The sequence below is a fragment of the Methylobacterium sp. 13MFTsu3.1M2 genome (assembly GCF_900112625.1).
GTDB lineage: Bacteria > Pseudomonadota > Alphaproteobacteria > Rhizobiales > Beijerinckiaceae > Methylobacterium.
In genome coordinates, this window is record NZ_FOMM01000007.1 from 172,517 (window position 1) to 193,223 (window position 20,707).

18 protein-coding genes and 1 other RNA gene are annotated in these 20,707 nt (G+C 72.9%); 8 read left to right on the forward strand and 11 right to left on the reverse strand.

Annotated elements, in window-relative coordinates; genetic code table 11:
• Window positions 1-2 precede the first annotated feature (2 nt).
• The 3 genes from BM314_RS07920 (at window position 3) to BM314_RS07930 (ending at window position 3,228) form a co-directional block, all read left to right on the forward strand.
• A complete protein-coding gene (locus tag BM314_RS07920) occupies window positions 3-338 on the forward strand; it encodes a hypothetical protein (protein ID WP_244539884.1) in 336 nt (111 codons plus the stop codon).
• Between the two features lie 44 nt (window positions 339-382).
• A complete protein-coding gene (locus BM314_RS07925; protein ID WP_091977766.1) occupies window positions 383-2,518 on the forward strand; it encodes a TonB-dependent receptor family protein in 2,136 nt (711 codons plus the stop codon).
• A 179-nt stretch (window positions 2,519-2,697) separates the two neighbouring features.
• Window positions 2,698-3,228 (forward strand): protease adaptor protein RcdA, encoded by a 531-nt coding sequence (locus tag BM314_RS07930; protein WP_020090682.1) that lies wholly within the window; start codon window positions 2,698-2,700, stop codon window positions 3,226-3,228.
• A gap of 63 nt (window positions 3,229-3,291) precedes the next feature.
• On the opposite strand, the gene BM314_RS07935 is transcribed toward BM314_RS07930, so the two are convergent.
• Together BM314_RS07935 and rpmE are read right to left on the reverse strand one after the other, a co-directional pair.
• On the reverse strand, window positions 3,292-4,074 hold the full coding sequence (locus BM314_RS07935; RefSeq protein WP_091977767.1) for a MetQ/NlpA family ABC transporter substrate-binding protein: 783 nt from the start codon (window positions 4,072-4,074) through the stop codon (window positions 3,292-3,294).
• A gap of 355 nt (window positions 4,075-4,429) precedes the next feature.
• A complete protein-coding gene (gene rpmE / locus BM314_RS07940) occupies window positions 4,430-4,678 on the reverse strand; it encodes a 50S ribosomal protein L31 (RefSeq protein ID WP_012322259.1) in 249 nt (82 codons plus the stop codon).
• Between the two features lie 240 nt (window positions 4,679-4,918).
• Between rpmE and BM314_RS07945 the strand changes: the two genes are divergently transcribed.
• Entirely contained in the window at window positions 4,919-6,763 is a 1,845-nt protein-coding gene (locus BM314_RS07945) for an ABC transporter transmembrane domain-containing protein (protein WP_020090684.1), read from the forward strand.
• A gap of 72 nt (window positions 6,764-6,835) precedes the next feature.
• Here the strand turns inward: BM314_RS07945 and BM314_RS31255 are convergent, their stop codons facing one another.
• The 7 genes from BM314_RS31255 to BM314_RS07980 form a co-directional block, all read right to left on the reverse strand.
• On the reverse strand, window positions 6,836-7,282 hold the full coding sequence (locus BM314_RS31255) for a methyl-accepting chemotaxis protein (RefSeq protein WP_091977768.1): 447 nt from the start codon (window positions 7,280-7,282) through the stop codon (window positions 6,836-6,838).
• Window positions 7,283-7,561: 279 nt separating this feature from the next.
• Window positions 7,562-8,575 (reverse strand): peptidoglycan -binding protein, encoded by a 1,014-nt coding sequence (locus BM314_RS07955; protein WP_020090686.1) that lies wholly within the window; start codon window positions 8,573-8,575, stop codon window positions 7,562-7,564.
• Window positions 8,575-9,564 carry a MotA/TolQ/ExbB proton channel family protein gene (locus BM314_RS07960; protein ID WP_020090687.1) on the reverse strand — a complete coding sequence of 330 codons (990 nt, stop codon included), beginning with the start codon at window positions 9,562-9,564 and terminating at the stop codon, window positions 8,575-8,577. The genes BM314_RS07955 and BM314_RS07960 overlap by 1 nt, the downstream gene beginning before the upstream one ends.
• Window positions 9,565-9,771: 207 nt before the next feature.
• On the reverse strand, window positions 9,772-10,590 hold the full coding sequence (locus BM314_RS07965; RefSeq protein ID WP_012322254.1) for a TIGR00282 family metallophosphoesterase: 819 nt from the start codon (window positions 10,588-10,590) through the stop codon (window positions 9,772-9,774).
• Window positions 10,591-10,593: 3 nt separating this feature from the next.
• A complete protein-coding gene (locus tag BM314_RS07970) occupies window positions 10,594-11,211 on the reverse strand; it encodes a 5-formyltetrahydrofolate cyclo-ligase (RefSeq protein ID WP_091977769.1) in 618 nt (205 codons plus the stop codon).
• Window positions 11,201-11,357, reverse strand: a non-coding RNA gene (ssrS, locus tag BM314_RS07975) — 6S RNA. The genes BM314_RS07970 and ssrS overlap by 11 nt, the downstream gene beginning before the upstream one ends.
• Before the next feature lie 69 nt (window positions 11,358-11,426).
• The gene (locus tag BM314_RS07980) at window positions 11,427-11,681 is read right to left on the reverse strand and encodes a hypothetical protein (protein ID WP_091977770.1); all 255 of its coding nucleotides are present in this window, start codon (window positions 11,679-11,681) and stop codon (window positions 11,427-11,429) included.
• Window positions 11,682-12,115: 434 nt separating this feature from the next.
• Between BM314_RS07980 and BM314_RS07985 the strand changes: the two genes are divergently transcribed.
• Together BM314_RS07985 and BM314_RS07990 are read left to right on the forward strand one after the other, a co-directional pair.
• Window positions 12,116-14,221 carry a GumC family protein gene (locus BM314_RS07985; RefSeq protein WP_091977771.1) on the forward strand — a complete coding sequence of 702 codons (2,106 nt, stop codon included), beginning with the start codon at window positions 12,116-12,118 and terminating at the stop codon, window positions 14,219-14,221.
• The gene (locus BM314_RS07990; protein ID WP_056531666.1) at window positions 14,218-15,516 is read left to right on the forward strand and encodes a VpsF family polysaccharide biosynthesis protein; all 1,299 of its coding nucleotides are present in this window, start codon (window positions 14,218-14,220) and stop codon (window positions 15,514-15,516) included. Before BM314_RS07985 ends, BM314_RS07990 begins: the two co-directional genes overlap by 4 nt.
• A gap of 34 nt (window positions 15,517-15,550) precedes the next feature.
• Here BM314_RS07990 and BM314_RS07995 read toward each other — a convergent pair whose 3' ends face one another.
• Window positions 15,551-16,795, reverse strand: a complete 1,245-nt coding sequence (locus tag BM314_RS07995) for a glycoside hydrolase family 5 protein (protein ID WP_091977772.1) — start codon at window positions 16,793-16,795, stop codon at window positions 15,551-15,553.
• Window positions 16,789-17,973 carry a DUF1972 domain-containing protein gene (locus BM314_RS08000; RefSeq protein WP_091977773.1) on the reverse strand — a complete coding sequence of 395 codons (1,185 nt, stop codon included), beginning with the start codon at window positions 17,971-17,973 and terminating at the stop codon, window positions 16,789-16,791. Before BM314_RS08000 ends, BM314_RS07995 begins: the two co-directional genes overlap by 7 nt.
• A gap of 106 nt (window positions 17,974-18,079) precedes the next feature.
• Here BM314_RS08000 and BM314_RS08005 point away from each other — a divergent pair, with 106 nt between their 5' ends.
• Together BM314_RS08005 and BM314_RS08010 are read left to right on the forward strand one after the other, a co-directional pair.
• A complete protein-coding gene (locus BM314_RS08005; protein WP_091977774.1) occupies window positions 18,080-19,339 on the forward strand; it encodes a glycosyltransferase family 4 protein in 1,260 nt (419 codons plus the stop codon).
• A gap of 359 nt (window positions 19,340-19,698) precedes the next feature.
• Complete coding sequence (locus tag BM314_RS08010) at window positions 19,699-20,697, forward strand: lipid II:glycine glycyltransferase FemX (RefSeq protein WP_091977775.1); 999 nt, start codon at window positions 19,699-19,701, stop codon at window positions 20,695-20,697.
• Window positions 20,698-20,707 lie beyond the last annotated feature (10 nt).

Sequence of the window (20,707 nt, forward strand, 5' to 3'; positions counted from 1 at the left end):
TCGTGGCGCTCCTCGCCCTCTACGCCCTGGCGCTCCAGGGCGTCCTCGGCGGCCTGGCCTCCGCCGCCGCCGCGGGGCCGGACCACGTCCTCTGCCTCGCCGACGGCGGCCCGACCGATCCGGCACCGGCCGGCAAACAGCTGCCGGCCCCTCATCGCGGGGATTGCTGCGTCGCCTGCCACGCGGCCGGCCCCGCCACCCTGCCCGCGCCGTCGACCGTCGCCGCCGTCCCGGTCGCCCGACCCGTCGCGGCCGCCGCCCCCCGGCCGCGGCGCGTCGCCCTCCCGCGGGCGCCCCCGCGTCCCGGCCTCGGAGCCCGCGCCCCGCCCGTCGTCTGACCGATCGCCCCGCCTTCCCGATCGCCAGACACGGATCCCGCCCCATGCCCCGCCAGTTCCGGGCCGGCCGCCGCGCCGCGCTCCTGCTGTTCACCTGCGCGACGCCAGCCGCGGCCCAGGCACCGTCCGCCGCCTCGGTCACCCTGTCCGAACTCAGCGTCGTCGGCGCCGCCGCGACGGACGCGCCGTCGGACGAGACCCGCGGCTCGCTCTCGGTGCCGAGCGTCGACCGCCAGAGGGCCGCCCTCGCGGGGACCGTCGGCTCCGTGGCCTTCGTCGACGCCGCGGCGCTCCAGGACCGCTACACCAACACGCTCCGCGACGTGCTCAAGGACGTGCCCGGCGTCTACGTGCAGGAGCGCTACGGGCAGGAGCTGCGCCTGTCGGTCCGCGGCTCCGGCATCGCCCGCGCCTTCCACCTGCGCGGGCTCGAGCTGCTGCAGGACGGGATCCCGCTCAACCTCGCGGACGGGAGCGGCGACTTCTATCAGGTCGACCCGCTCGCCCTGCGCTCGGTGGCGGTCTACAAGGGCGGCAACGCCCTGACCTTCGGGGCGACGACGCTCGGCGGCGCCGTCAACGCCGTCACGCCCACGGCCTACACCGCGCTGGCGCCCAACATCCTGCGGGTCGACGGCGGCAGCTTCGGCACGATCCGCGAGCAGGCGCAGATGTCCCGCATCGACGGGCCGCTCGACGGGCTGGTCAACGCGACGCTGACCAATTCCGACGGGTTCCGCGCCCACGAGGCCCAGGCCACGAAGAACTTCAACGCCAATATCGGCTACCGGATCGCGCCCGACATCGAGACCCGCTTCTATCTCGGCACCTACCTCACCGATCAGAAGCTGCCGGGCACCCTGACTCTCGGCCAGAGCCTCTCGACCCCGACGCTGGCCAACCCCACGGCGATCACCGGCAACCAGTCCCGCAAGGTCGAGACGGAGCGGATCGCGAACCGCACCTCGTTCCTGCTCGACGTGGGCAAGCTCGACGTCGACACCTGGGCGATCCACAAGAGCCTGTACCACCCGATCTTCCAGGCGATCGACCAGGACGGCTGGACCTACGGGATCAGCCCGCACTGGGCCGGGACCTTCGATCTCGGCGGCTTCCGCGACGACGTGGTGCTGGGCCTGCGCGCCTTCGCGGGCCAGAACTCCGCGCTGCAATTCGTCAACGTCCGCGGGCAGCGGGGGGCGCAGACGCTCAACGCCCTCCAGAGCGCCTCGAGCCTCGAGGCCTACGGCGAGAACCGCTTCTGGTTCCTGCCGGACGTGGCGCTGATGACCGGCGCGAAGGCGTTCTCGTCGAACCGGACCTTCAGCGACAAGGGCGGGCTGCCGGGCAACCCGAACCCGCGCTTCGCCGACGTGACCTACGCGGGCGTCAACCCGAAGGTCGGCCTGCTGTGGCAGCCGCGGCCCGACATCCAGATCTTCGGCGACGTCGTCCGGTCCCGGGACGTGCCGGACTTCTCCGACCTCGTGCAGCAGAACCTGCTGAGCACCACCTTCGTGCCCCTGCGGGCGCAGCGCGCCTGGACCTACGAGGCCGGCGCCCGCGGCCGCGTCGACCGCCTCGCCTTCGACGTGACGCTCTACCGGTCGGACCTGCGCGACGAGCTGATCAACTTCGCGACCAATCCCGGCCTCAACATCCCGGCCGCCACCTTCAACACCCCCCGCTCCGTCCACCAGGGCGTCGAGGCGGCGCTCACCCTGGACCTCGCCCGCGACCTCGCGGCGGCGGGCGACGGGCTTAGCGTGACCCAGATCTGGACCCACAACGACTTCCGGTTCGTCGGCGACCCGGTCTTCGGCAACAACCGCATCGCCGGGATCCCGGCCGACGTGCTGCGCACCGTCCTGAGCTACCGGCACCCGCGCGGCTTCCACGTCGCGCCGTCGCTCGACTGGGTGCCACAGGGCGCCTTCGCCGATCACGCCAACACCCTGCGGGTGCCCGGCTACGCCCTGCTCGGCGTCGAGGCCGGCCTCGATCTCGCCGACGGCGTCGCCCTGTTCGTGGATGCCCGCAACCTCACGAACGCCCGCTACGTCTCGGACATCGCCGTGGTGGCGAACGCCGCCGCGACGGCGGGCGGCCCGGCCACGCTGGCCGCCTTCTATCCCGGGAGCGGCCGCAGCGTCTTCGGCGGTATCCGCGCCTCGTTCTGAGCGCGGGTGCCGCCATCCGCGGCACTTCTCCAGATCCCGGGCGGCGGGTTAAGGTTAAAAAAACATGAACCCTGCTGTCCGGGCCAATCGGCGCTAGGATTGCGGCGTCGTCCGAAAGCCACGGACGGAGCGTCCCGGATCGGAACGAGCCGGGCCGTCGGACGGCACAGGAGAGGCAGATGAACGGCTTCGATGTCACGTTCCGGGACGATCAGGACTGGGTCGATTTCGGCAGGTCCTACGTCAACTCGGAAGCCTTCAAGGCGCTGTTCCGCGACGGGATGACACTGGTCGAGGAGACGGCCGCCTATCTCGACGGCGAGGGCCGCGACGAGTCGCGCCTCGTGTCCCGGGACGCGACGCTCAGCTACGCGGCCGAGAGCATGCGCCTGACCACGCTGCTGATGCAGATCGCCTCGTGGCTCCTGGTGCAGCGCGCCGTCGCCGAGGGCGAGATGACCCCGGCCGAGGCCCTCCTAGAGAAGCACCGGGTCAAGCTCGGCACCGCCGAGCCGCCGAAGCAGCAGGATTTCAACCTGCTGCCGATGCGCCTGCAGCAGCTGATCCTCCGGGCCCGGCGCCTGCACAGCCGCATCCTGCACCTCGACGCGCTGATCGCCGAGGACCGGCCGACGCCCCAGCCGGTGGAGAGCCCCGTCGCCGCGCAGCAGGGCCTGCTGCGGATGGCCTTCCGCATGAGCGAGGGCTGAGCGGGGGCCGGGCGACGCTCCGGAGAGCGCCGCCGCGCGAGGCCGGCGTTCCGGCCCCGACGCTCAGAACGCCGGGAACTGGCCCGGGAACTGCTCCTTCAGGATCTGGCGGATCGCGTCGTTCTGGAACGCGTGGACCAGCTTCGGCACCCAGGGCTTCCCCGTGTCCGCCTCGCGGACCACGATGACGTTGTTGTAGGGGTTGTCGACCTTGGACTCGATCGCGATGGAGTCCTTGCCGGGGATCAGGCCGGCATCGACGGCGTAGTTGGTGTTGATCACCGCGGCGTCGAGATCCTCGAGGCTGCGGGGCAGCTGCGCGGCGTCGACCTCCTGGAACTTCAGGCGCTTGGGATTGTCGACGACGTCGAAGACCGTCGGCAGCAGGCCGACCCCGTCCTTCAGGCGGATCAGCTTCTCGGCCTGCAGCAGCAGGAGCGCCCGACCGCCGTTCGACGGGTCGTTCGGGATGCCGATCTGCGCGCCGTCCTTCAGGTCGCCGACAGCCTTGATTCGCTTCGAATACAGGCCGATCGGCGTCACGATCGTCTCGCCGACGGGGACGATCTTGTAGCCGCGCGCCTTGACCTGGTTGGCGAGAAACGGCTTGTGCTGGAAGGCGTTGGCGTCGAGGTCGCCGGACTGGAGCGCCTCGTTCGGCAGCAGGTAGTCGGAGAACACCACCAGGTTGATGTCGAGCCCGTCGCGGGCCGCGATCTCCTTGGCCTTCGCCCAGAGGACTTCGGCATCCCCGCCCATGATGCCGACCTTGATCTTGTCCGCGGCCATGGCCGGCGCGACGGCCAGACCGACCAGGGCGAGGAACAGCAGCAGAAGACGTCTCATCGGATCTCGATCCTAGCAGTGCGTCCGGAGAGCCTCGGCCCCCGGACAGGCGGGCCGCCCGCGCGGCGGCGTTCCGGCGAACCGCGGGTGACCGGGGAAGGATACGACGGCCCGGCCGCGCTTTGAATGCGCCGGCGGCGGCCGGACCCGGCCGCGGAGGCCGCGGGTGCGCCCCGACCGAGAAGAAGCGTTTCCGTCCCCGCATCCGGACGCGCGGTTCGCGCCAAGGTCCGAGCGATCTTCGCAAACCCGTCCTGTGGATAACGCGCGCGGCCGCGCGACGCCGCGCACGAAAACGGGCGGCCCCGCCAGGGACCGCCCGTCTCGAACAGCGTCGCCGTGACGGCTGCGGCGCTCAGCGCTTGCCGAGGTTGCCGAAGCGCGAGTTGAAGCGCGACACGCGGCCGCCGCGGTCGAGCATCTTCTGCTCACCGCCGGTCCAGGCCGGATGGGTCAGCGGATCGATGTCGAGATTGAGGGTGTCGCCCTCCTTCCCGTAGGTCGAACGGGTCTGGTACTCGGTACCGTCCGTCATCACGACCTTGATGAAGTGGTAATCGGGGTGCTCGGTCCCCTTGGCCTTCGCGGCCGCGTCCTTCGCCATGACCTTGGTCCCTGTCTGGCACGCCGGCGGGAAGCGCAGGAGGCGCCGCCCGGCCCGGAATGCGGAAGATGTCACCGGTTGCACCGAACCATGGGTTCGTGGCAACGGCACGTCCAAGCCGACCGTGGTGGCGGCCCGCGGCCATTGAACACACGCAATCGGATGAGCGGCGGCCTATACCGCAGCCGCTCCCCGGTCACAAGCGCCGCGGACCGGGAGAACGACAACACGTGAGGCGTGATGGCCCGTAAGACCAAGGCGGCCGCGGCCGGCCGACCCAGAGCCCCGCTGAGCGCCCTCCGGCCGCTCCTCCCCTTCGCGCTGCGCTACCGCGCGCGGATCGCCGCGGGGCTCGTCGCCCTCATCTGCGCGTCGGCCTCGACGCTGGTCGTCCCGATCGCCATGCGCCGGGTCATCGACCACGGCTTCACCGCCGACGGCTCGAACGTGATCGACGCCTATTTCCTCGCCCTGCTCGGGGTCGTCGCGGCCTTCGCGCTGTCGAGCGCGGCCCGCGTCTACACGGTGGTGACGCTGGGCGAGCGGGTCGTCGCCGACCTCCGCAGCGCCGTCTTCGCGCGGCTGACCCAGCTCGATCCGGCGTTCTTCGACCGGGCGCAGTCCGGCGAGATCGTCTCGCGGCTCACCGCGGACGCGACGCAGATCAAGTCGGCCTTCGGCGTCTCGGTCTCGATCCTGCTGCGCAACCTGTTCCTGTTCGTGGGCGCCACCGCCATGATGGTGGTGACGAGCCCGCGCCTGTCGGTGATGGTGCTGGCCGCGATCCCGATCATCGTCTTCCCGCTGATCGTGTCGGGCCGCGGCGTGCGCCGGCGCTCCCGGGCGGCCCAGGACCGGCTCGCCGAGGCCTCGGCCTACGCCGCCGAGGCGGTCGGGGCGGTGCGGACGATGCAGGCCTTCGGCCGCTCCGACTCGACGGCGGCCCGGTTCGCGGCGGCCTCCGAGGAGGCCTACGGCGCCGCCCAGGCCTCGATCCGGGCCCGCGCGCTGCTCACCGGCGTCGCGATCTTCCTGATCTCGGCCTCGGTGGTCGGGGTGATGTGGTACGGCGCCCAGGGCGTCCTGAACCACACGATGACGGGCGGCGAGCTCTCGCAGTTCGTGCTCTACGCCGTGTTCGGCGCCGGCGCCCTCGGGCAGCTCTCCGAGGTCTACGGCGACCTCGCCATGTCGGCCGGCGCGGCCGAGCGGCTCACCGAGATCCTCGCCGCGGAGCCGGCGATCCGCGCGCCGTCCCCGGCCCTCCCGCTGCCCGAGCCGGCGCGGGGCGCGGTGGCCTTCGAGGACGTGCGCTTCGCCTACCCCACCCGCCCGGAACACGCCGCCCTCGGCGGGCTGAGCTTCGCGGCCGCGCCCGGCGAGCGCATCGCCATCGTGGGGCCCTCCGGGGCTGGGAAGTCGACGGTGTTCCAGCTGCTGCTGCGCTTCTACGACCCGCAGGGCGGCCGGATCCTGGTCGACGGCGCCGACATCGCCCAGGTCGATCCCGAGCGCCTGCGCGCCCGCATCGCCCTGGTGCCCCAGGACCCCGTCGTGTTCTCCGGCACCGTCACCGAGAACATCCGCTACGGCCGCCCGGAGGCCGGCGAGGCGGAGGTCCGGCGCGCGGCCGAACTCGCCAACGCGCACGGCTTCGTCTCGGCCCTGCCGCAGGGCTACGCGACCCAGGTGGGCGAGCGCGGCGTGACCCTCTCGGGCGGCCAGCGGCAGCGCATCGCCATCGCCCGGGCGATCCTCAAGGACGCGCCGATCCTGCTCCTCGACGAGGCCACCTCGGCCCTGGACGCCGAGTCCGAGCGCGCCGTCCAGGCCGCCCTCGCCACGCTGATGCAGGGCCGGACCACGCTGGTGATCGCCCACCGGCTCGCCACGATCCGCGCCGCGGACCGCATCCTGGTCCTCGACGACGGCCGCATCGTCGAGACCGGAACCCACGAGAGCCTGCTGGCTCAGGGCGCGCTCTACGCCCAGCTCGCGAACCTGCAGTTCACCGACGCGCTGGACGAGACGGCGCGGGGCAAGGAGCCCCGCAGCCGGGGCGAGCGCCTGCCGGTCGCCGAGTAGCCGGGCCGCGCCCGGAGCCGCCCGGGGCGGCGCCCGTCCGCGCGACGGATCGCCGGTGCGGGGTGCGCGGCCTCAGTGCGCGGACGCGGCCTGGCGCTGCCCCCGGGTCGCGGTATCCTGTGCCCGCTCCGCCGCGGCCTGGATCTGGCCGACCTGGGCCACGATCGTGTCGGTCGCTCGCACCATCTGCCCGGCCAGGTCCCTGACCTCCGCGGCCGCGGCCGCGAAGCCCCGGCCCTCTCCGCCGTCGCGGGCCGCCTCGATCGCGGCCCGGAGCGCCATCAGGCTGGTCTGACCGGCGATGCCGGCCAGGAGGCCGGTCGCCGCGTCGGCCGCCGCCGCGGCGGACGCGGCGTCGTCCGCGGCCGGCACGCCCGCGCGCAGGTCCGTCAGCCCGTCCTCGAAGACCCGCACGGCCGCGGCGATCGCGCTGGCCTCGTCCCGCAGGGCGACGTGCGGCCGGGGGTGATTGTCGGCTCCGGGCCGAACCGCGTTCAGGGACAGGCTGAGCTTCGACATCGATACGGTCTCCCTGGATCGGCCGCACCATGGGATGTCAAGGATAACGATGCGTTAATCCAGCAGAGCTGCGGCGCGCACAGGAGAAATCGGCGCCCGCCGGAACAACTACCGCCTATCTCTTCCGGCTTCTGGTGTTCGAAGCTCTCGTAAGACGATCGGATGCTGGCTTGATCGGCACATGCACCTCGGAACGCGGAGCGAGATCGCCGCGAAACTGGTCACCGGACGCGGGCCGCGCGCCGACATCCCCTGCGGCGCCGCGGCGGTCCGACAGCGCTAGCGCTCGGTGAGCTTCATCTCGATCCGGCGGTTGCGGGCGTAGGCTTCCTCGGTCGCCCCGGCTTCGAGGGGCTGGAACTCGCCGAAGGCGCCCGCCAGGAGGTGCTGCGGCGGGATCCCCTTGCCGGCGAGGAACTGCACCACCGCGATGGCGCGCGCCGCCGAGAGCGACCAGTTCGACGGGAACTGCGACGTGCTGATCGGGCGCGCGTCGGTGTGCCCGTCGACGCGGAGCACCCAGGGCAGGTCCGCCGGGATCTGCTTGGCGAGTTCCGAGACCGCGCCGGCGATGCGGTCGAGCTCCGGCCCGGCCTCGGGCTTGAGGGTCGCGGAGCCGGCTGGGAACAGCACCTCGGATTGCAGCACGAAGCGGTCGCCGACCACGCGGATGTCGGGCCGGTTGCCGAGGATCTGCCGGAGGCGGCCGAAGAAGTCGGACCGGTAGCGGGCCAGCTCCTGGACCTTCTGCGCGAGGGCGACGTTCAGCCGGCTGCCCAGCTCGGCGATCCGGGCCTGGGATTCCTTGTCGCGGCTCTCGGAGGCCGCGAGGGCGTCCTCCAGGGCTGCGAGCTGGCGGCGCATGGCGCTGATCTGCTCGTTGAGCAGGTCGATCTGGGACTGCGCCCGCCGGGTCGCGCCGCGCTCGGTCTCCAGCTGCTTGTCGAGGGTGCCCGCCGCGCCCTGGCTGACCGTCGCGGCCTCGGCCTGCACCTTGGCCCGGTCGCGCTCGGCCTCGACGCCGGCGAGCGTCGTGCGGAGATTGCGGGCCTCCTCCTCCTGGTTGCGGCGGTTCGTCCGCTCCAGGGCGAGGAGGTCGGTGAGGTCGGCGATCTGGCGGTTGAGCCTGGCCAGGGTCTCGTCCCGTCCGGTCAGCTCCTGCGACAGGAAGAACTGCCCGACCACGAAGACCGTGAGCAGGAAGACCACCGACAGCAGCAGCGTGGCCAGCGCGTCGACGTAGCCGGGCCAGACGTTGAGCGTCCGCCGGGTCCGGGTCGCCGTGGAGGCCACTAGACGCGCTCCCGGCCCAGCCGGTCCAGCACCTGCTTCAGCTCGCGCTCGCGGCTCGCCTGCGCCTCGACCCAGTCGCGGATCATCTGCTGCTCCGCGCGCATGTGCTGGACGAGCCCCTGGATGCCCTCGGCGAGGTTGGTCATCGCCTGGGTCGCCGCGCGGCTGCCGCCGCCCTCGGCCACCAGGGCGCTCAGGCGGTCGACCGCCTCCTTCAGCTCCTGCGTGCCGGCGGCCGGCCGCGCCGCGGTCGCCGCCGCCGCGACCGGCGCCGTCTCCGGGGCTGCCGCGCCGGACATCAGCCAGTCCTGCAACTCGTTGTGGAACCGGGCATGGGCCTGGCCCGCCTGCAGTTCCAGGAAGCCGGTGATCAGCGACGAGGCGAGGCCGAACAGCGAGGCCGAGAAGGCCAGACCGATGCCGGAGAGGGGCACCGCGAGGCCCGATTTCAGCTCGTCGAACATCACGCCGGCATCGCCGCCGCCGCGCATGCCCTTGATGACGCCGCCGACCGCCGACAGCGTGTCGATGAGGCCCCAGAAGGTGCCGAGGAGGCCGAGCAGGATCAGGATGCCGGAGATGTAGCGCAGGATCTCGCGGCCCTCGTCGAGGCGCACCGCGATCGTGTCGAGGTAGCCGGTCGTCCCCGGCAGGGTGGCTCCGCCGGCCCGCGCGGCGATCATCGGCGCCATCGGCGCCAGCAGGGCGGGCGGCTTCTTGACCTGCGCGCCGCCCGCGACGGCGTTGACGTAGGCGGTCTCGCGGAACAGCCGGACGACCTGCCCGAAGGCGATCAGGACGGCGATCAGCAGCACACCGAGGATGAGCCCGTTGAGCCCGGGATTGGCCAGGAAGGCCGGCGTGATCTGCCGGAACAGAATGAAGGCCAGGAAGCCTACAAGGATCAGGAAGATGACCATCCGCCCGAGATAGATCCCGGGCTGTGCCAGCGGCCCATTCTTGTCGTCGCCGGTTTCTCGGGCGGCCATCGATCGTTCTAGCCTGATCTCACCACGCGGCAGCCGGCCATCGGCGCCCCTCGGGGGGCACTGTGGGGGTAGGCCCGCACGCGATCAAGTCTCGGGAAGGTCATCGCGGAGCTATGCCCAGGCCGATCGAGACCAGTCCCGCACAAAAGGCTTAGCGGCCCGCGACCGCCTTACGCCAAACCGGCATCCACCGGGCCGGACAGGGCGCTAATCCCAGAAATGCGGCGCGGTCTCCTCGAGATTCGGCCCAAGGCGGAGGGCCGCGACCCGCGTGGCGAGGCCGCGCGCGTCCGTCTCCACCGCGATGCCGCACAGCGTGCCCTCGCCGACGGCGACCTCCCAGCGGGAGCCGGGCGTCTTCTGGATCATGCGGCGGATCGGCTCGTCCTTCTGCATGCCGATCACCGAATCGTAATCGCCGCACATGCCCGCATCCGACATGTAGGCCGTGCCGCCGGGCAGGATCCGGTGATCCGCCGTGGGCGTGTGCGTGTGCGTCCCGACGACGAGGCTCGCCCGGCCGTCGAGGTAGTGACCGAAGGCCTGCTTCTCGCTCGTCGCCTCGGCGTGGACGTCGACGATCACCGCGTCCGCCGCCGCGCCGAGGGGGCAGGCGGTGAGCTCGCGCTCCACCGCCGCGAAGGGGTCGTCCATCGCGTCGAGGAAGACCCGGCCCATCACGTTGACCACGAGGACGCGGGCGCCGCCCTGGGTCTCCACGACCGTGGCGCCGCGGCCCGGGGTGCCGGGCGGATAGTTCGCCGGCCGCACCAGGCGCGGCTGGCGGGCGATGAACACCATCGCCTCGCGCTGGTCGAAACTGTGGTTGCCGAGGGTGACCGCGTCGGCGCCCGCCTGGATCAGCTCGTCGCAGATCGTCTCGGAGATGCCGAAGCCGCCGGCCGCGTTCTCGCCGTTGACCACCACGCAGTCGAGGCGCCAGCGCTCCCGGAGCCGCGGCAGGTGCTCGCACACCACGGTGCGGCCCGAACGCCCGACGACGTCGCCGAGGAAGAGCAGGCGCATGGGTCAGGCGGTCCTGTCGCAGCGGATCACGCCGACTTCGGTGATCACGAACTGGAGGGGGCGGTCGTGAGGCTCGGCCGGCACCCGCGCCACCTCCTGGGCGGCGAAGCCGATGCCGACGGTCAGGACGGGGTTCGTCCGGGACAGGCGCGCGATCGCGCCGTCGTAGTAGCCGCGGCCGTACCCGATGCGCTGCCCGGTCCGGTCGAAGGCCGCGAGCGGCACGATCAGCGCGTCGGGCTCCACCGGCGGCAGCGATGGGTCGGGCTCGCTGAGGCCGAACCGGCCGGCGACGAGGGCGTCGCCGGCGCGCCATTCCCGGAACACCAGGCCGTCCGGCGTGACGTGCGGCAGGGCCACGGCCTGCCCGCGGGCGCGCAGGCCCTCGGCGGCGGGCCGGGGATCGACCTCGCTGCGGATCGGCCAGAAGGCGCCCACGAGACGGGCCTGGGCGAGCTCGGGCAGCGCGAGGAGCGCGTTCCTGATCGCCGCCGAGGCCGCCTGCCGGGTCGCGGGATCGAGGGCGTCGCGGGCGGCGAGGGCCGCGGCGCGGAGTTCCGCCTTGCGGGCGGCGTCCGGAGCCTCGGTGCCGGTTCTGGGAGAGGTCGGGTGCGGAGCCACGTGAGCCGTTGGAGGATCGATCCCGGGAAACCTACAGCGTAGGTGGGCGCCGTGTTGGCCAAGTCCAGGGACGAGGCCAGGGACAGCTCCCGAGGGAGTCGATAAGGCCCCGGGGATAGTGCTCCTGACGAACTCTGCAGCCCCGCTCCCATCATGTAGCGGTCCCGGCGCGTTCCCGCCAGGGCCGGGCGCCGCAAAATCCGCGGGCCGATCCGTCAGGCCGGCCCGCCCGCCCCGTCCTTCGTCCCGGCGGCCCGCGCCCGGGCCACCGCCAGGATCGCGTTGCGGCCCTCTTGGTCGGCGATCGACTGCCACAGGCCGATCAGCTCGCTGAGCTCGGCCAGCGGGCGCGGCGCCGGCGCCCCGAAGAAGGCGGCGATCGGGACGCCGGTGGCGGCCGCGATCCGACGCAGGCGGGCGCTGGCGTCGCGCCGGCCGCCGCCCCGGTCCTCGACGCCGATCGCTTCCATGGCAGAGCACCTGAATTAGAGTACAGACCGCAGCTTGAAGCGATTGTTGCGTCTCGGAAGAGCCAATACAATTTATCCGATCGGGGAATAGAGCAGCCCGAAGGCGTTATCCACGCCGATGTCTGAACGCATGGGTCTGGGTCGGCGGGCGCTGCGGCACCGCGGCGTGCGGGATATCCGGACGGTCCCTCGGCGGCCCGCCGCGATGCGACGCCGCGTCCGCGCTGCCGACACGCTGCAGCAACACCGGGACCGCGATGAACGAGGCGGGCGCGGGAGCGCGCCGCGCGGATTTGATTTACCACGCTCCCAGTCATCCGGGCCGCTCCGGCGCGGATCGCGGTCCCGATCCATTGTCAGGAGGCTGCGCGACTCTTGCAGTGGGGAAGGCACCCGCGAGGGACCGACCAGGTTTGAGACGACGGTGACCGATCGTGGCACAGATCGACCATAACATCGCTGTCGCGACGTGGCTCACCCCCGTGCAGCCGGCCCATCCCGAGCGTCCGGGCCCGAACCGCCCCGACACCACCGCCGAGCTGGGCGACCTGTGGCGGATCCTGTGGCGGCGCAAGCGGCTGGTCTTCGGGACGGCGCTGCTGCTCGGCCTGCTCGCCCTCGCCTACGCGCTGATCACGCCCTCCCTCTACACCGCCACCGCGCAGATCCTGATCGATCCCCGCGACCGCCAGGTCGTCTCGAACGACGTCAACCCCGCCGGGCTGTCGCCGGACGGCGGCATCGCCCAGGTCGAGAGCCAGGTGAAGGTGATCGAGTCGGACGCCGTGCTGGGCCGGGCGGTCGATCAGGTCGGGCTCGCGACCGCGCCGGGCTTCGGCGCGCCGCAGGACGGCGTCGTCACGCGGGTCCTCGGCGAGCTCCGCGCGCTGGTGGCCGGGCCGAGGGCGGAGCGGCCGGTCGACGCCCGCGGCCGGGCGCTGGACCAGCTGCGGCGGCGGCTCGCGGTCAAGCGCGCCGACAAGGTCTTCGTCATCGATCTCGTGGTCACCACGACGGACCCCGACCTCTCGGCGCGGATCGTCAACGCCATCGCGAGCGCCTACCTGACGGACCAGACCGACGCCCGCTCGGACGCCGCCAAGCGCGCCGCGGGCGAGCTGCGCGGCCGCCTCGACGAGCTGCGCAACGCGGTCAACGTCGCCGACAAGAAGCTCGAGGATTACAAGGCGCGCAACGGCCTGATCGCGTCGAGCGGCCGGCTCGTCAACGAGCAGCAGCTCACCGACCTGAACGCGCGGCTGGTCGCCGCGCGCGCGCGGACCGCCGACGCCAAAGCGCGGCTCCAGGGGATCCGGGAGGCGCGCGGGCAGGCGATCGGGTCCGGGGCGATGCCGGAGGCGGTCCAGTCCTCGGTGATCGAGCGCCTGCGCGGGCAGTACGCGGAGCTCGCCGCCAAGGAGGCGGACCTGCGCACCAATCTCGGCGAGCGCCACCCGTTCATCGCCGCGGTGCGCGCCCAGATGCAGGACGTCCGCCGGCTGATCGACGCCGAGCTGAACCGCATCGCGGGCGCGGCGGAGACCGAGGCCCAGCGCGCCCAGGCCAACGAGCGGACCCTCGCGGCGGAGCTGGAGCGCCTGCAGCGGCAGTCGGCAGTGAACGCCCAGTCGTCGGTGCAGCAGCGCGAGCTCGAGCGCGAGGTCGACGCGGCGCGCTCGGTCTACAACGCCTTCCTGGTGCGCGCCCGGGAGATCAAGGAGCAGACCAGCATCGACAGCTCGAACGCCCGGATCATCACCGCGGCGCGACCGCCGCAGGATCCGAGCTGGCCGCCGCGGCTGATCCTGGTCGCCGCCGCCCTCGCGGGCGGCCTCGGCCTCGGCGCGGGCCTCGCGCTGACGCGGGAATATCTGGCGCCGACCGTGCTCTCGCCGCGGCAGCTGGAGCGGCTGTCGAACGCCCCGGTGGTGGCCGTGCTGCCCGGCCTGCGGCCGCGGGGCGCGAGCGCGAGCGCCGCGAGCCTCACCCTCGACCACCTGGCCGCAACCTCCGGCAAGAGCGGCCACGCGCTGGCTCTGCTCGTCACCTCGGGCGAATCCGACGAGGCCGAGCGCCAGGCGGTGATCGGGCTGCTCGCCGCGGTGGCCGTCGCGCGCGGCGACCGCGTCCTGCGCATCGACGCCGATCTGCGGGCGGACGGCTCCGGCACCGGCGGCCTCCTCGACGTGCTCCGCGGCGAGCAGAGCCTCAACGCCGTGACCCGGACGGACCCGGCCTCCGGCGCCCGCCGGGTCGGGCTCGGCGACACCGAGAAGCCCCTGCGCGATGCCCTGACCCCCGCCAATGTCGAGCGCTTCATCGCGGGCGTGAAGGGACGCTTCGACCTCGTGCTCGTCGACGGCGGCGTGCTGACCGAGAACCTGCGGCTCGGTCCCCTGGCGGCCGCCGCCGACCGGCTGCTCCTCGTCGCCTGCAACGGCGCGACGCGCCAGCGCGACCTGATCGACCTCGTCGACACGTCGGAGGCGCTGGGCCGGCCGATCTCGGGCTCCCTGCTCCTGACCCGGCGCAAGGCGTGAGGACCCTCCGGCAGACCGGCTTCGCGCGCCGCCACGATCCGGCGGCGCGCACGGGCCCGGTTTTGCGCGCCCTCCTGCGGGCGGAATCGGTGGCCCTGTCGGTCTGGGCCCTGCTCCTCGTCGGGGTCTCGGGCGGCCTCCTGTGGGTGCTCGGCCTCAATTACGAGGGGATCACCGGCTCGGCCGCCTCGAAGATCCACCCCGCCACCTACCTGGCGGTCGTCCTGATCGGCTGGACCCTGATGCGCGCGGGCAATCCTGTGATCCCGGTGGCCGGGGCTCTGAACCGGCGGCCGGCCAGCGTGCTCCTGGCCGCCTGCGGCGTGCTGCTCCTCGCGCTGATCGCGGCCCGGGGCGGCGCGGGCCTCGCCGGCTCCATCGACACCTTCGTGCTCGCCGGCCTCGTCCCGATCCTCCTGATGGACCGGGACGCCGAAACGCTCGGGCGGCTGGAGACGATCTTCCACCTCGTGATGCTCGCCAACGCCCTGCTCGGCCTGTTCGAGCTCGCGAGCGGCCAGCGCTTCTTCCCCTACCGGTTCGACGGCGTGGCGTTCGAGTCCGACACCCGCTCGGCGGCCCTCCAGGGCCACCCGCTGGCCAACGCGACCATGACGGCGTGCTACATCCTGGCGCTGGCGAAGGGCGGCGGCCGCCTGGCGCCGATGCCGCGCGCCGCCATGATCGTCCTCCAGCTCGTCGCCCTGGTCACGTTCGGGGGCCGCTCGGCCACCGTCACGACGCTGATCCTCGGCGGCGCTGTCGGGCTCGTGTCCCTGAACCGCACCCTGCGCACCGGCCGCGTCCCGCTGGCGGCGGCGGCCTGCGCGTGCTTCGCCCTGACGCTGCTGCCCGTGCTGGTCGCGGTCCTCGCCTCGGCCGGGTTCTTCGACACCCTGCTGGACCGGTTCGTCTCGGACGGCGGCAGCGCGCAGGCCCGGGTCGACATGCTCACGGTGTTCGACGCGATCCCGTTCCGGCAGCTCCTGCTCGCCCCCGACTTCCTGCAGGTGAACACGCTGCGCCGGATCTACGGCCTGGAATGGGGCATCGAGAACTCGATCATCTCGGCCGTGCTCTACCACGGCATCCTGGTCACGGGGGTGCTGGTGATCGCGGTGGGTCTCTACCTCGCGGAGATCGCGCGGGATTGCCGGCGCGGCGTCTGGCTGCCGATCCTGGCCTTCGTGATCCTCGTCAACACGTTCGAGGGCCTGGCCGGCAAGACGACCCTGCTCGCCAAGTTCGCCCTGATGCTCATCGTCCTGTTCCCGCCCCTTCCGCGCCGCGGCTGAGAGGGCCCGAGCCGCGGATCGGTTGGGGACCGCTTCAGGGCCGGGTCCGCAGCCCGAGCGCCGCGATCAGGGCGGGATCGGCGACGTGCGCGTCGTCCATGAGGCCGAGGCCGTCGAACAGGTTCCAGAACGACCACGCGAACCCGTTCGCCTCCGCCGCCAGCCGCACGTCCCGGATGTAGGCGGCCCGGTCCGGCGCCCGGGACGCCGTGAAACGGGCGTCGGTGCGCAGGGCGCCGAACTCGCCCATCAGCACCTGCCCGCGCGGGATCCCGTAGAGGTCCGCCCAGGTCGCGACCGGCGCCATCGCGTCGGCGATGTAGGCCGGGCCGGGCGCGGCCTCGAAATACGCGTGCAGTTTCGCCTCGATCACCGCGCGGTCGCGCGCCTTCTCGGCCTGCGGCACCGTGCGGTCCGTCTCCATGCGCGCCTGCACCGCCGCGAGCGTCCCGCGCAGCGTGCCGCGGCTCCCGGGCCAGGGAACGGCGGTGAGCCAGCGGTAGAACGGCTCCTCGGTGAGCCAGGTCGCCCCCTGGTGGGAGAACAGGTACGGCTCGTAGAAGTGGAAGGTGTAGAGGAGCGGCGCGAACCGCGCGAGCGCGGCCGGATCCAGACCCGTCAGGCCGGCGACGAGGCTGCCGCAGGAGCCGGTCGCCACCAGGGTGAGCGCCGGCGCGGCCGCGCGGGCCGCGGCCAGGAGTTCGTCCTGCACCCGGTTCCAGGCGCCGGCGCCGCAGGGCTGCGGCGGCTCGTTCACCGGCTCCAGGGCCACGCGGTCCGTGCCCTTCCGTGCGCACAGGCGCGCGAGGTCTCCGACGAGGTCGCGATAGGCCGCGAAGAGCGGCGCCCGGTCCGAGCCGTAGAACGCGTCGGGCGTGTAGTGGTGGGTCGCGGCGTTCGCCTGGACATTGACCAGGACGCGCAGCCCGGCCGCCAGCGCCGCGTCGACGGCCTCCGACAAGGTGCCGAGGAGTTCGGCGCGCCGCGGCCCCGTGAAGGCCACGAACGGCCCGGGATCGAGGGGCAGGCGCACGAAGTCGAAGCCGAACCCGGCGATCCGGGCGAGGTCGTCGCGGGTCGGCACCGGCCGCCCGGCCTGGAAGGGCGGCCACGCGTAGTCGGTCCGCGGGGGCGGGTACTCGGCGGTCAGCGAGAACCAGGGCCAGAGGGCGATGCCGCGGCGCAGGGTGACCGGCGCGGGACTACCCTGGACAGGCCGGACACCCGCACCCGCCGCGAGGGCGCCGGCGAGCACCGACCGCCGGCTGGGGCCTACCATCTCGGACCGGCCGGAGCGGCGACGGGCTCGGCCGCGGTGGCGCGCGCCGCGCGGTCCGGGGCCGGCGGGTAGCCGCCGACACGGCGCAGCGCGTCCTCGTAGGCGGCCAGCACGGCGTCCCAGCGGAACTGCTCGGCGCGCGCCCGCGCGGCCGCGCGGGGCGCCGCGACCGCGGCCCCGTCGGAGAGCACGCGCTCGATGGCCGCGGCGCAGCTGTCCGGATCCGAGAAATAGAATTGCGCGTCCCCGGCCGTGCCCCGGTTGAACGGATTGTCGTGGGCGACCACGGCGTTGCCCGCCCAGAGCGCCTCGACCAGCGACGGGTTGGTGCCGCCCACCGTGTGTCCGTGGAGATAGGCCCGCGCGTGGACCCGCAGGGCCTGGACCTGCTCGGGCTCGTAGATGGCGCCGGGAAACAGCACCTCCGGCGAAGCGGCTGCCTCCACAGCGCGATGGTACGGGTTGCCGACCCTCAGCGTGCCGAGCACCACCAGCCGCACGCCGCGGGCACGGCGCGAGAAGGCCTCGACGAGCGTCAGGATGTTGTTGTCCGGTTCGATGCGGGCGATCGAGACGAGGTAGCGGTCGGGCTCGAGGCCGAGGGGCGGCGGTCCGACATTGGCCGCCGGGGGATCGCCGCCGTACGGGATGGTCGCGATGGCGCCGCGCGGCCTGCGACGGGCGAGGTGGTCGGCGATGACGGGATGGTCCGCCACCAGCCGCTGCGAGGACCACGCGGCGATCCACTCGCTGACGTAGAAGAAGGCGCGCACGGGCAGCGACCATTTCGGACGGCGCCACTCGATCCCGTCCATGTTGGTCAGGATACGCCCGCCCCGCGCCCGCAGGTAGGGCAGGAACGCGGCGCCGTTGTAGCCGAGCACGAGGCAGACGCCCCCGCGGGTCGCGGCATCGTGGGCGCAGATCGCGTCGAAGACGAGTGTCGCCGCGGGGCCGCGCAGGCCGATCTCCACGGTGATCAGCTCGACGCCGTTCCAGGTGCTGCACGCGATGCGCTCCCGCACCGTCTCGACATCCCTCTGGCAGTACACGCCGACCTGCCAGCCGCGTTCGACCAAGTAGAGCGCGAGACGTTCCGCGAAAGTCTCGAAACCACCGTGGGCGGCCGGGATACCGCGCGTGCCGAGAATAAGTAGTTTCGGTGCGCGGTCAGGCATGAAACTTCCTTTCCAATGTGTCGGCCCTATTGTAGATCCGAAGGATACAATCCCGACGACCGGCTTCTACAACTGCTAGTTGTTTATTCAATACAGAAATCATCTTATGGTAGATAACTTCGGACTGAGAGCGGCGCGCGACAGCGATCGTGCTGCCGCCCCCGCGCTGCGGGCCGTCGGCAACGCCGCTGCGGAGCTTCGGATCACGTGCGTCCACCAGGGATTCGAGCTGTACGGCTCGGATCGCTGCTTCATCGAGACCGTCCGCACGATCCGGGCCGCCCATCCGGGTGCGCGGATCGACGTGGTGCTGCCGCGACGCGGGCCGATCGTGGCCGCGCTGGAGCCCTTCGCCAGCGAGATCGTGATCGCCCCGCTCTGGATCCTGCGGCGCAAGAACTTGGCGCGCCTCGTAACCCTGGGTCTGATGGCTCTGCCCATCGCGATGATCCGTGCGTGGCGCCGCATCCGCGCGAGCGACCTCGTCTACATCAACACCACCGTGGTGGCCGACTACCTGCTGGCCGCCCGGCTGGTCCCCGGCCGGAGCGTCGTCCACGTCCACGAGATCCCCGAAGGCGCCGTGCTGAAGGTCCTACGCGGGCTGATCCGCTGGAGCGGCGCCAACGTGGTGTTCAACTCGCGCGCCACCGAGCGGGCCTACGCCCTGCCCCGCGGGGCGACCGCCCGGGTCGTCTACAACGGGATCGCGGGTCCCGCCGAGCCGAATCGGAGCGCCTACGACGGCGCCCGCCCGCTCCGCGTGCTGATGCTCGGCCGGATCAGCCGGATCAAGGGCCAGGACGTCCTCGTGGAGGCGCTGGCCTCCCTGCCGGAGCCCGTGCGTCGGCGGATCGCGCTGCGCATCGTCGGCAGCGCCTTCGAGGACGAGGCCCGCGAGCGGGCCCTGGTCGGGCGGATCGCCGAGGCGGGGCTCGCCGCGCAGGTCACGCTCGAGCCGTTCGTGGCCGATCCCGCCGCCCTCTACCGCTGGGCCGACGTGGTCACGATGCCGTCGCAGCGGCCCGAATCCCTCGGCCGCGTGGCGATCGAGGCGATGTCCTACGGCGTGCCGCCGCTCGTCACGGCGATCGGCGGCCTGCCCGAGGTGGTGGAGGACGGGAAGACCGGCTGGATCGTCCCGCCGGGCGGCCCGGAGCCGATCGCCGCCGTGCTGGCGGATCTGGTCGCCGACCCGGCGCGCTGGCGCGACTTCGGCCGGGCGGCCCAGGCGCGCTACCTGAGCCTGTTCTCGGAGGCCTCGGCGGCGGAGGGCATCGAGGCCATGGTCCGGACGACGCTGCGCCGCCCGACGGCGACGGATCCGTCCCGCGCCGCGGACGCGCCGGCGCGACCGGCCGCCTAGGATCCCCGCGCGTCCCCGCAGGACCGGCTTCGGTCCGGAACAGGCGTCCGCCCTGAGCGCGGGCGCCCTCGGCGTTACCGGGACGACCTCCTGCTCGCCCCCGGTCCGTGGCCAAGCGCCGCGGCCGGCCCTGCTGCCGGCGCCGCGCAACGACCGGCCCGGGCGCGTCCCCTCACCGGCCCCGGCCGCCCGGGCACCGGAGGCCCGCTCGCGACGCAGCGGAAACCGACCCGCGCGGCCGCCGTCACCCTGTGGACGATCGGCCGCGCGAGGATGCAATGCGGTGGCGCCTGACCGATGAGGCGTGCGGCGCGGGAACCCCTGCCCGGCCGCGACGGGGCGCGAGGACGAGGAGCGACATGGCGGCCAAGCTCGCGGTTCAGGAGATTGCGGATGCCCTGGACTGGGACCGGCGGGTCTGGGCCTGCCCGGGCGCCAACATCTATTGCGGCAGCCCCTGGGGCACCTACAAGGCGCGGCGCGGCCTGGAGGTGCGGCGGGCGGTCGTGTCCGGCGACGGCGCGGACCTCGCCTTCGTCCAGTGGCAGACGCGCCGGAAGGGGCCGGCGCGGTTCATCCACGTCCAGGGCGGCCCGCTGCTGACCGCCGCGGGCGCGCACCGCGCGGAGGCGGTGTTCGCCGCGTTCATCGACCACCTCGCGCTCGGCCGGCTCGACGTCCTCGCCGTCGACTACGAGCAGTTCGAGACCCGCGACGCGACGCTGGCGCTGCTGATGCACGGCTTCGCCCCGGTGATCGGCGCGCCCGACCACACCCTCGAGCTCGACCTGACCCAGGACCTCGACGCCATCCAGGCCGGCATGGAGCCGCGCTGGCGCAAGGCCCTGCGCAAGGCCGAGCGGAACGCCGAGGTGACGACGCACTTCCTCGAGGACAGGGCCGAGCGCCTCGAAGCCTTCGACGATTTCACCGCGATGTTCGCGGCCCTGCGCGAGCGCAAGGGCTTCGCCACGACGCTGCAGCCGCAGGCCTACCGCGACATCGCGGCCGAGGACGCGCACCTGCTGTTCCTCGACGTCCGCGAGAACGGACGGCGCGTCCTCGTGCGGATCGCGCACCTGTCGGACAGCCGCTGCACGGATTTCTACACGGCCTCGAACGAGCGGGCCCGCGCGACGGGCGCCGCGACCCTCGCGGTCTGGCGCTTCGTAGAGCGGGCGAAGGCGGAGGGCTGCCGGGTCTTCGATTTCGGCGGCATCGATCCGGCGGCGAATCGCCCCGTCTTCGAGTTCAAGCGCGGCCTGTGCACCGACGTGGTCCAGCACAACCCGCTCTGGGTCTACAGCCGGACGTCGGCGCTGCGGAGACTGGCGCCGGCCCTGCTCGCGCTGCGCTGAGCGGCGGGCC

Coding starts and splice junctions, on each gene's coding strand:
- BM314_RS31255 (WP_091977768.1), bottom strand. CDS start 7,282: ATGTCGAAGCTCAGCCTGTCCCTGAACGCGGTTCGGCCCGGAGCCGAC.
- BM314_RS07995 (WP_091977772.1), bottom strand. CDS start 16,795: ATGGTAGGCCCCAGCCGGCGGTCGGTGCTCGCCGGCGCCCTCGCGGCG.
- BM314_RS07965 (WP_012322254.1), bottom strand. CDS start 10,590: ATGCGCCTGCTCTTCCTCGGCGACGTCGTCGGGCGTTCGGGCCGCACC.
- BM314_RS07925 (WP_091977766.1), top strand. CDS start 383: ATGCCCCGCCAGTTCCGGGCCGGCCGCCGCGCCGCGCTCCTGCTGTTC.
- BM314_RS07930 (WP_020090682.1), top strand. CDS start 2,698: ATGAACGGCTTCGATGTCACGTTCCGGGACGATCAGGACTGGGTCGAT.
- BM314_RS08005 (WP_091977774.1), top strand. CDS start 18,080: ATGGTAGATAACTTCGGACTGAGAGCGGCGCGCGACAGCGATCGTGCT.
- BM314_RS08010 (WP_091977775.1), top strand. CDS start 19,699: ATGGCGGCCAAGCTCGCGGTTCAGGAGATTGCGGATGCCCTGGACTGG.
- BM314_RS08000 (WP_091977773.1), bottom strand. CDS start 17,973: ATGCCTGACCGCGCACCGAAACTACTTATTCTCGGCACGCGCGGTATC.
- BM314_RS07980 (WP_091977770.1), bottom strand. CDS start 11,681: ATGGAAGCGATCGGCGTCGAGGACCGGGGCGGCGGCCGGCGCGACGCC.
- rpmE (WP_012322259.1), bottom strand. CDS start 4,678: ATGGCGAAGGACGCGGCCGCGAAGGCCAAGGGGACCGAGCACCCCGAT.
- BM314_RS07960 (WP_020090687.1), bottom strand. CDS start 9,564: ATGGCCGCCCGAGAAACCGGCGACGACAAGAATGGGCCGCTGGCACAG.
- BM314_RS07935 (WP_091977767.1), bottom strand. CDS start 4,074: ATGAGACGTCTTCTGCTGCTGTTCCTCGCCCTGGTCGGTCTGGCCGTC.
- BM314_RS07945 (WP_020090684.1), top strand. CDS start 4,919: ATGGCCCGTAAGACCAAGGCGGCCGCGGCCGGCCGACCCAGAGCCCCG.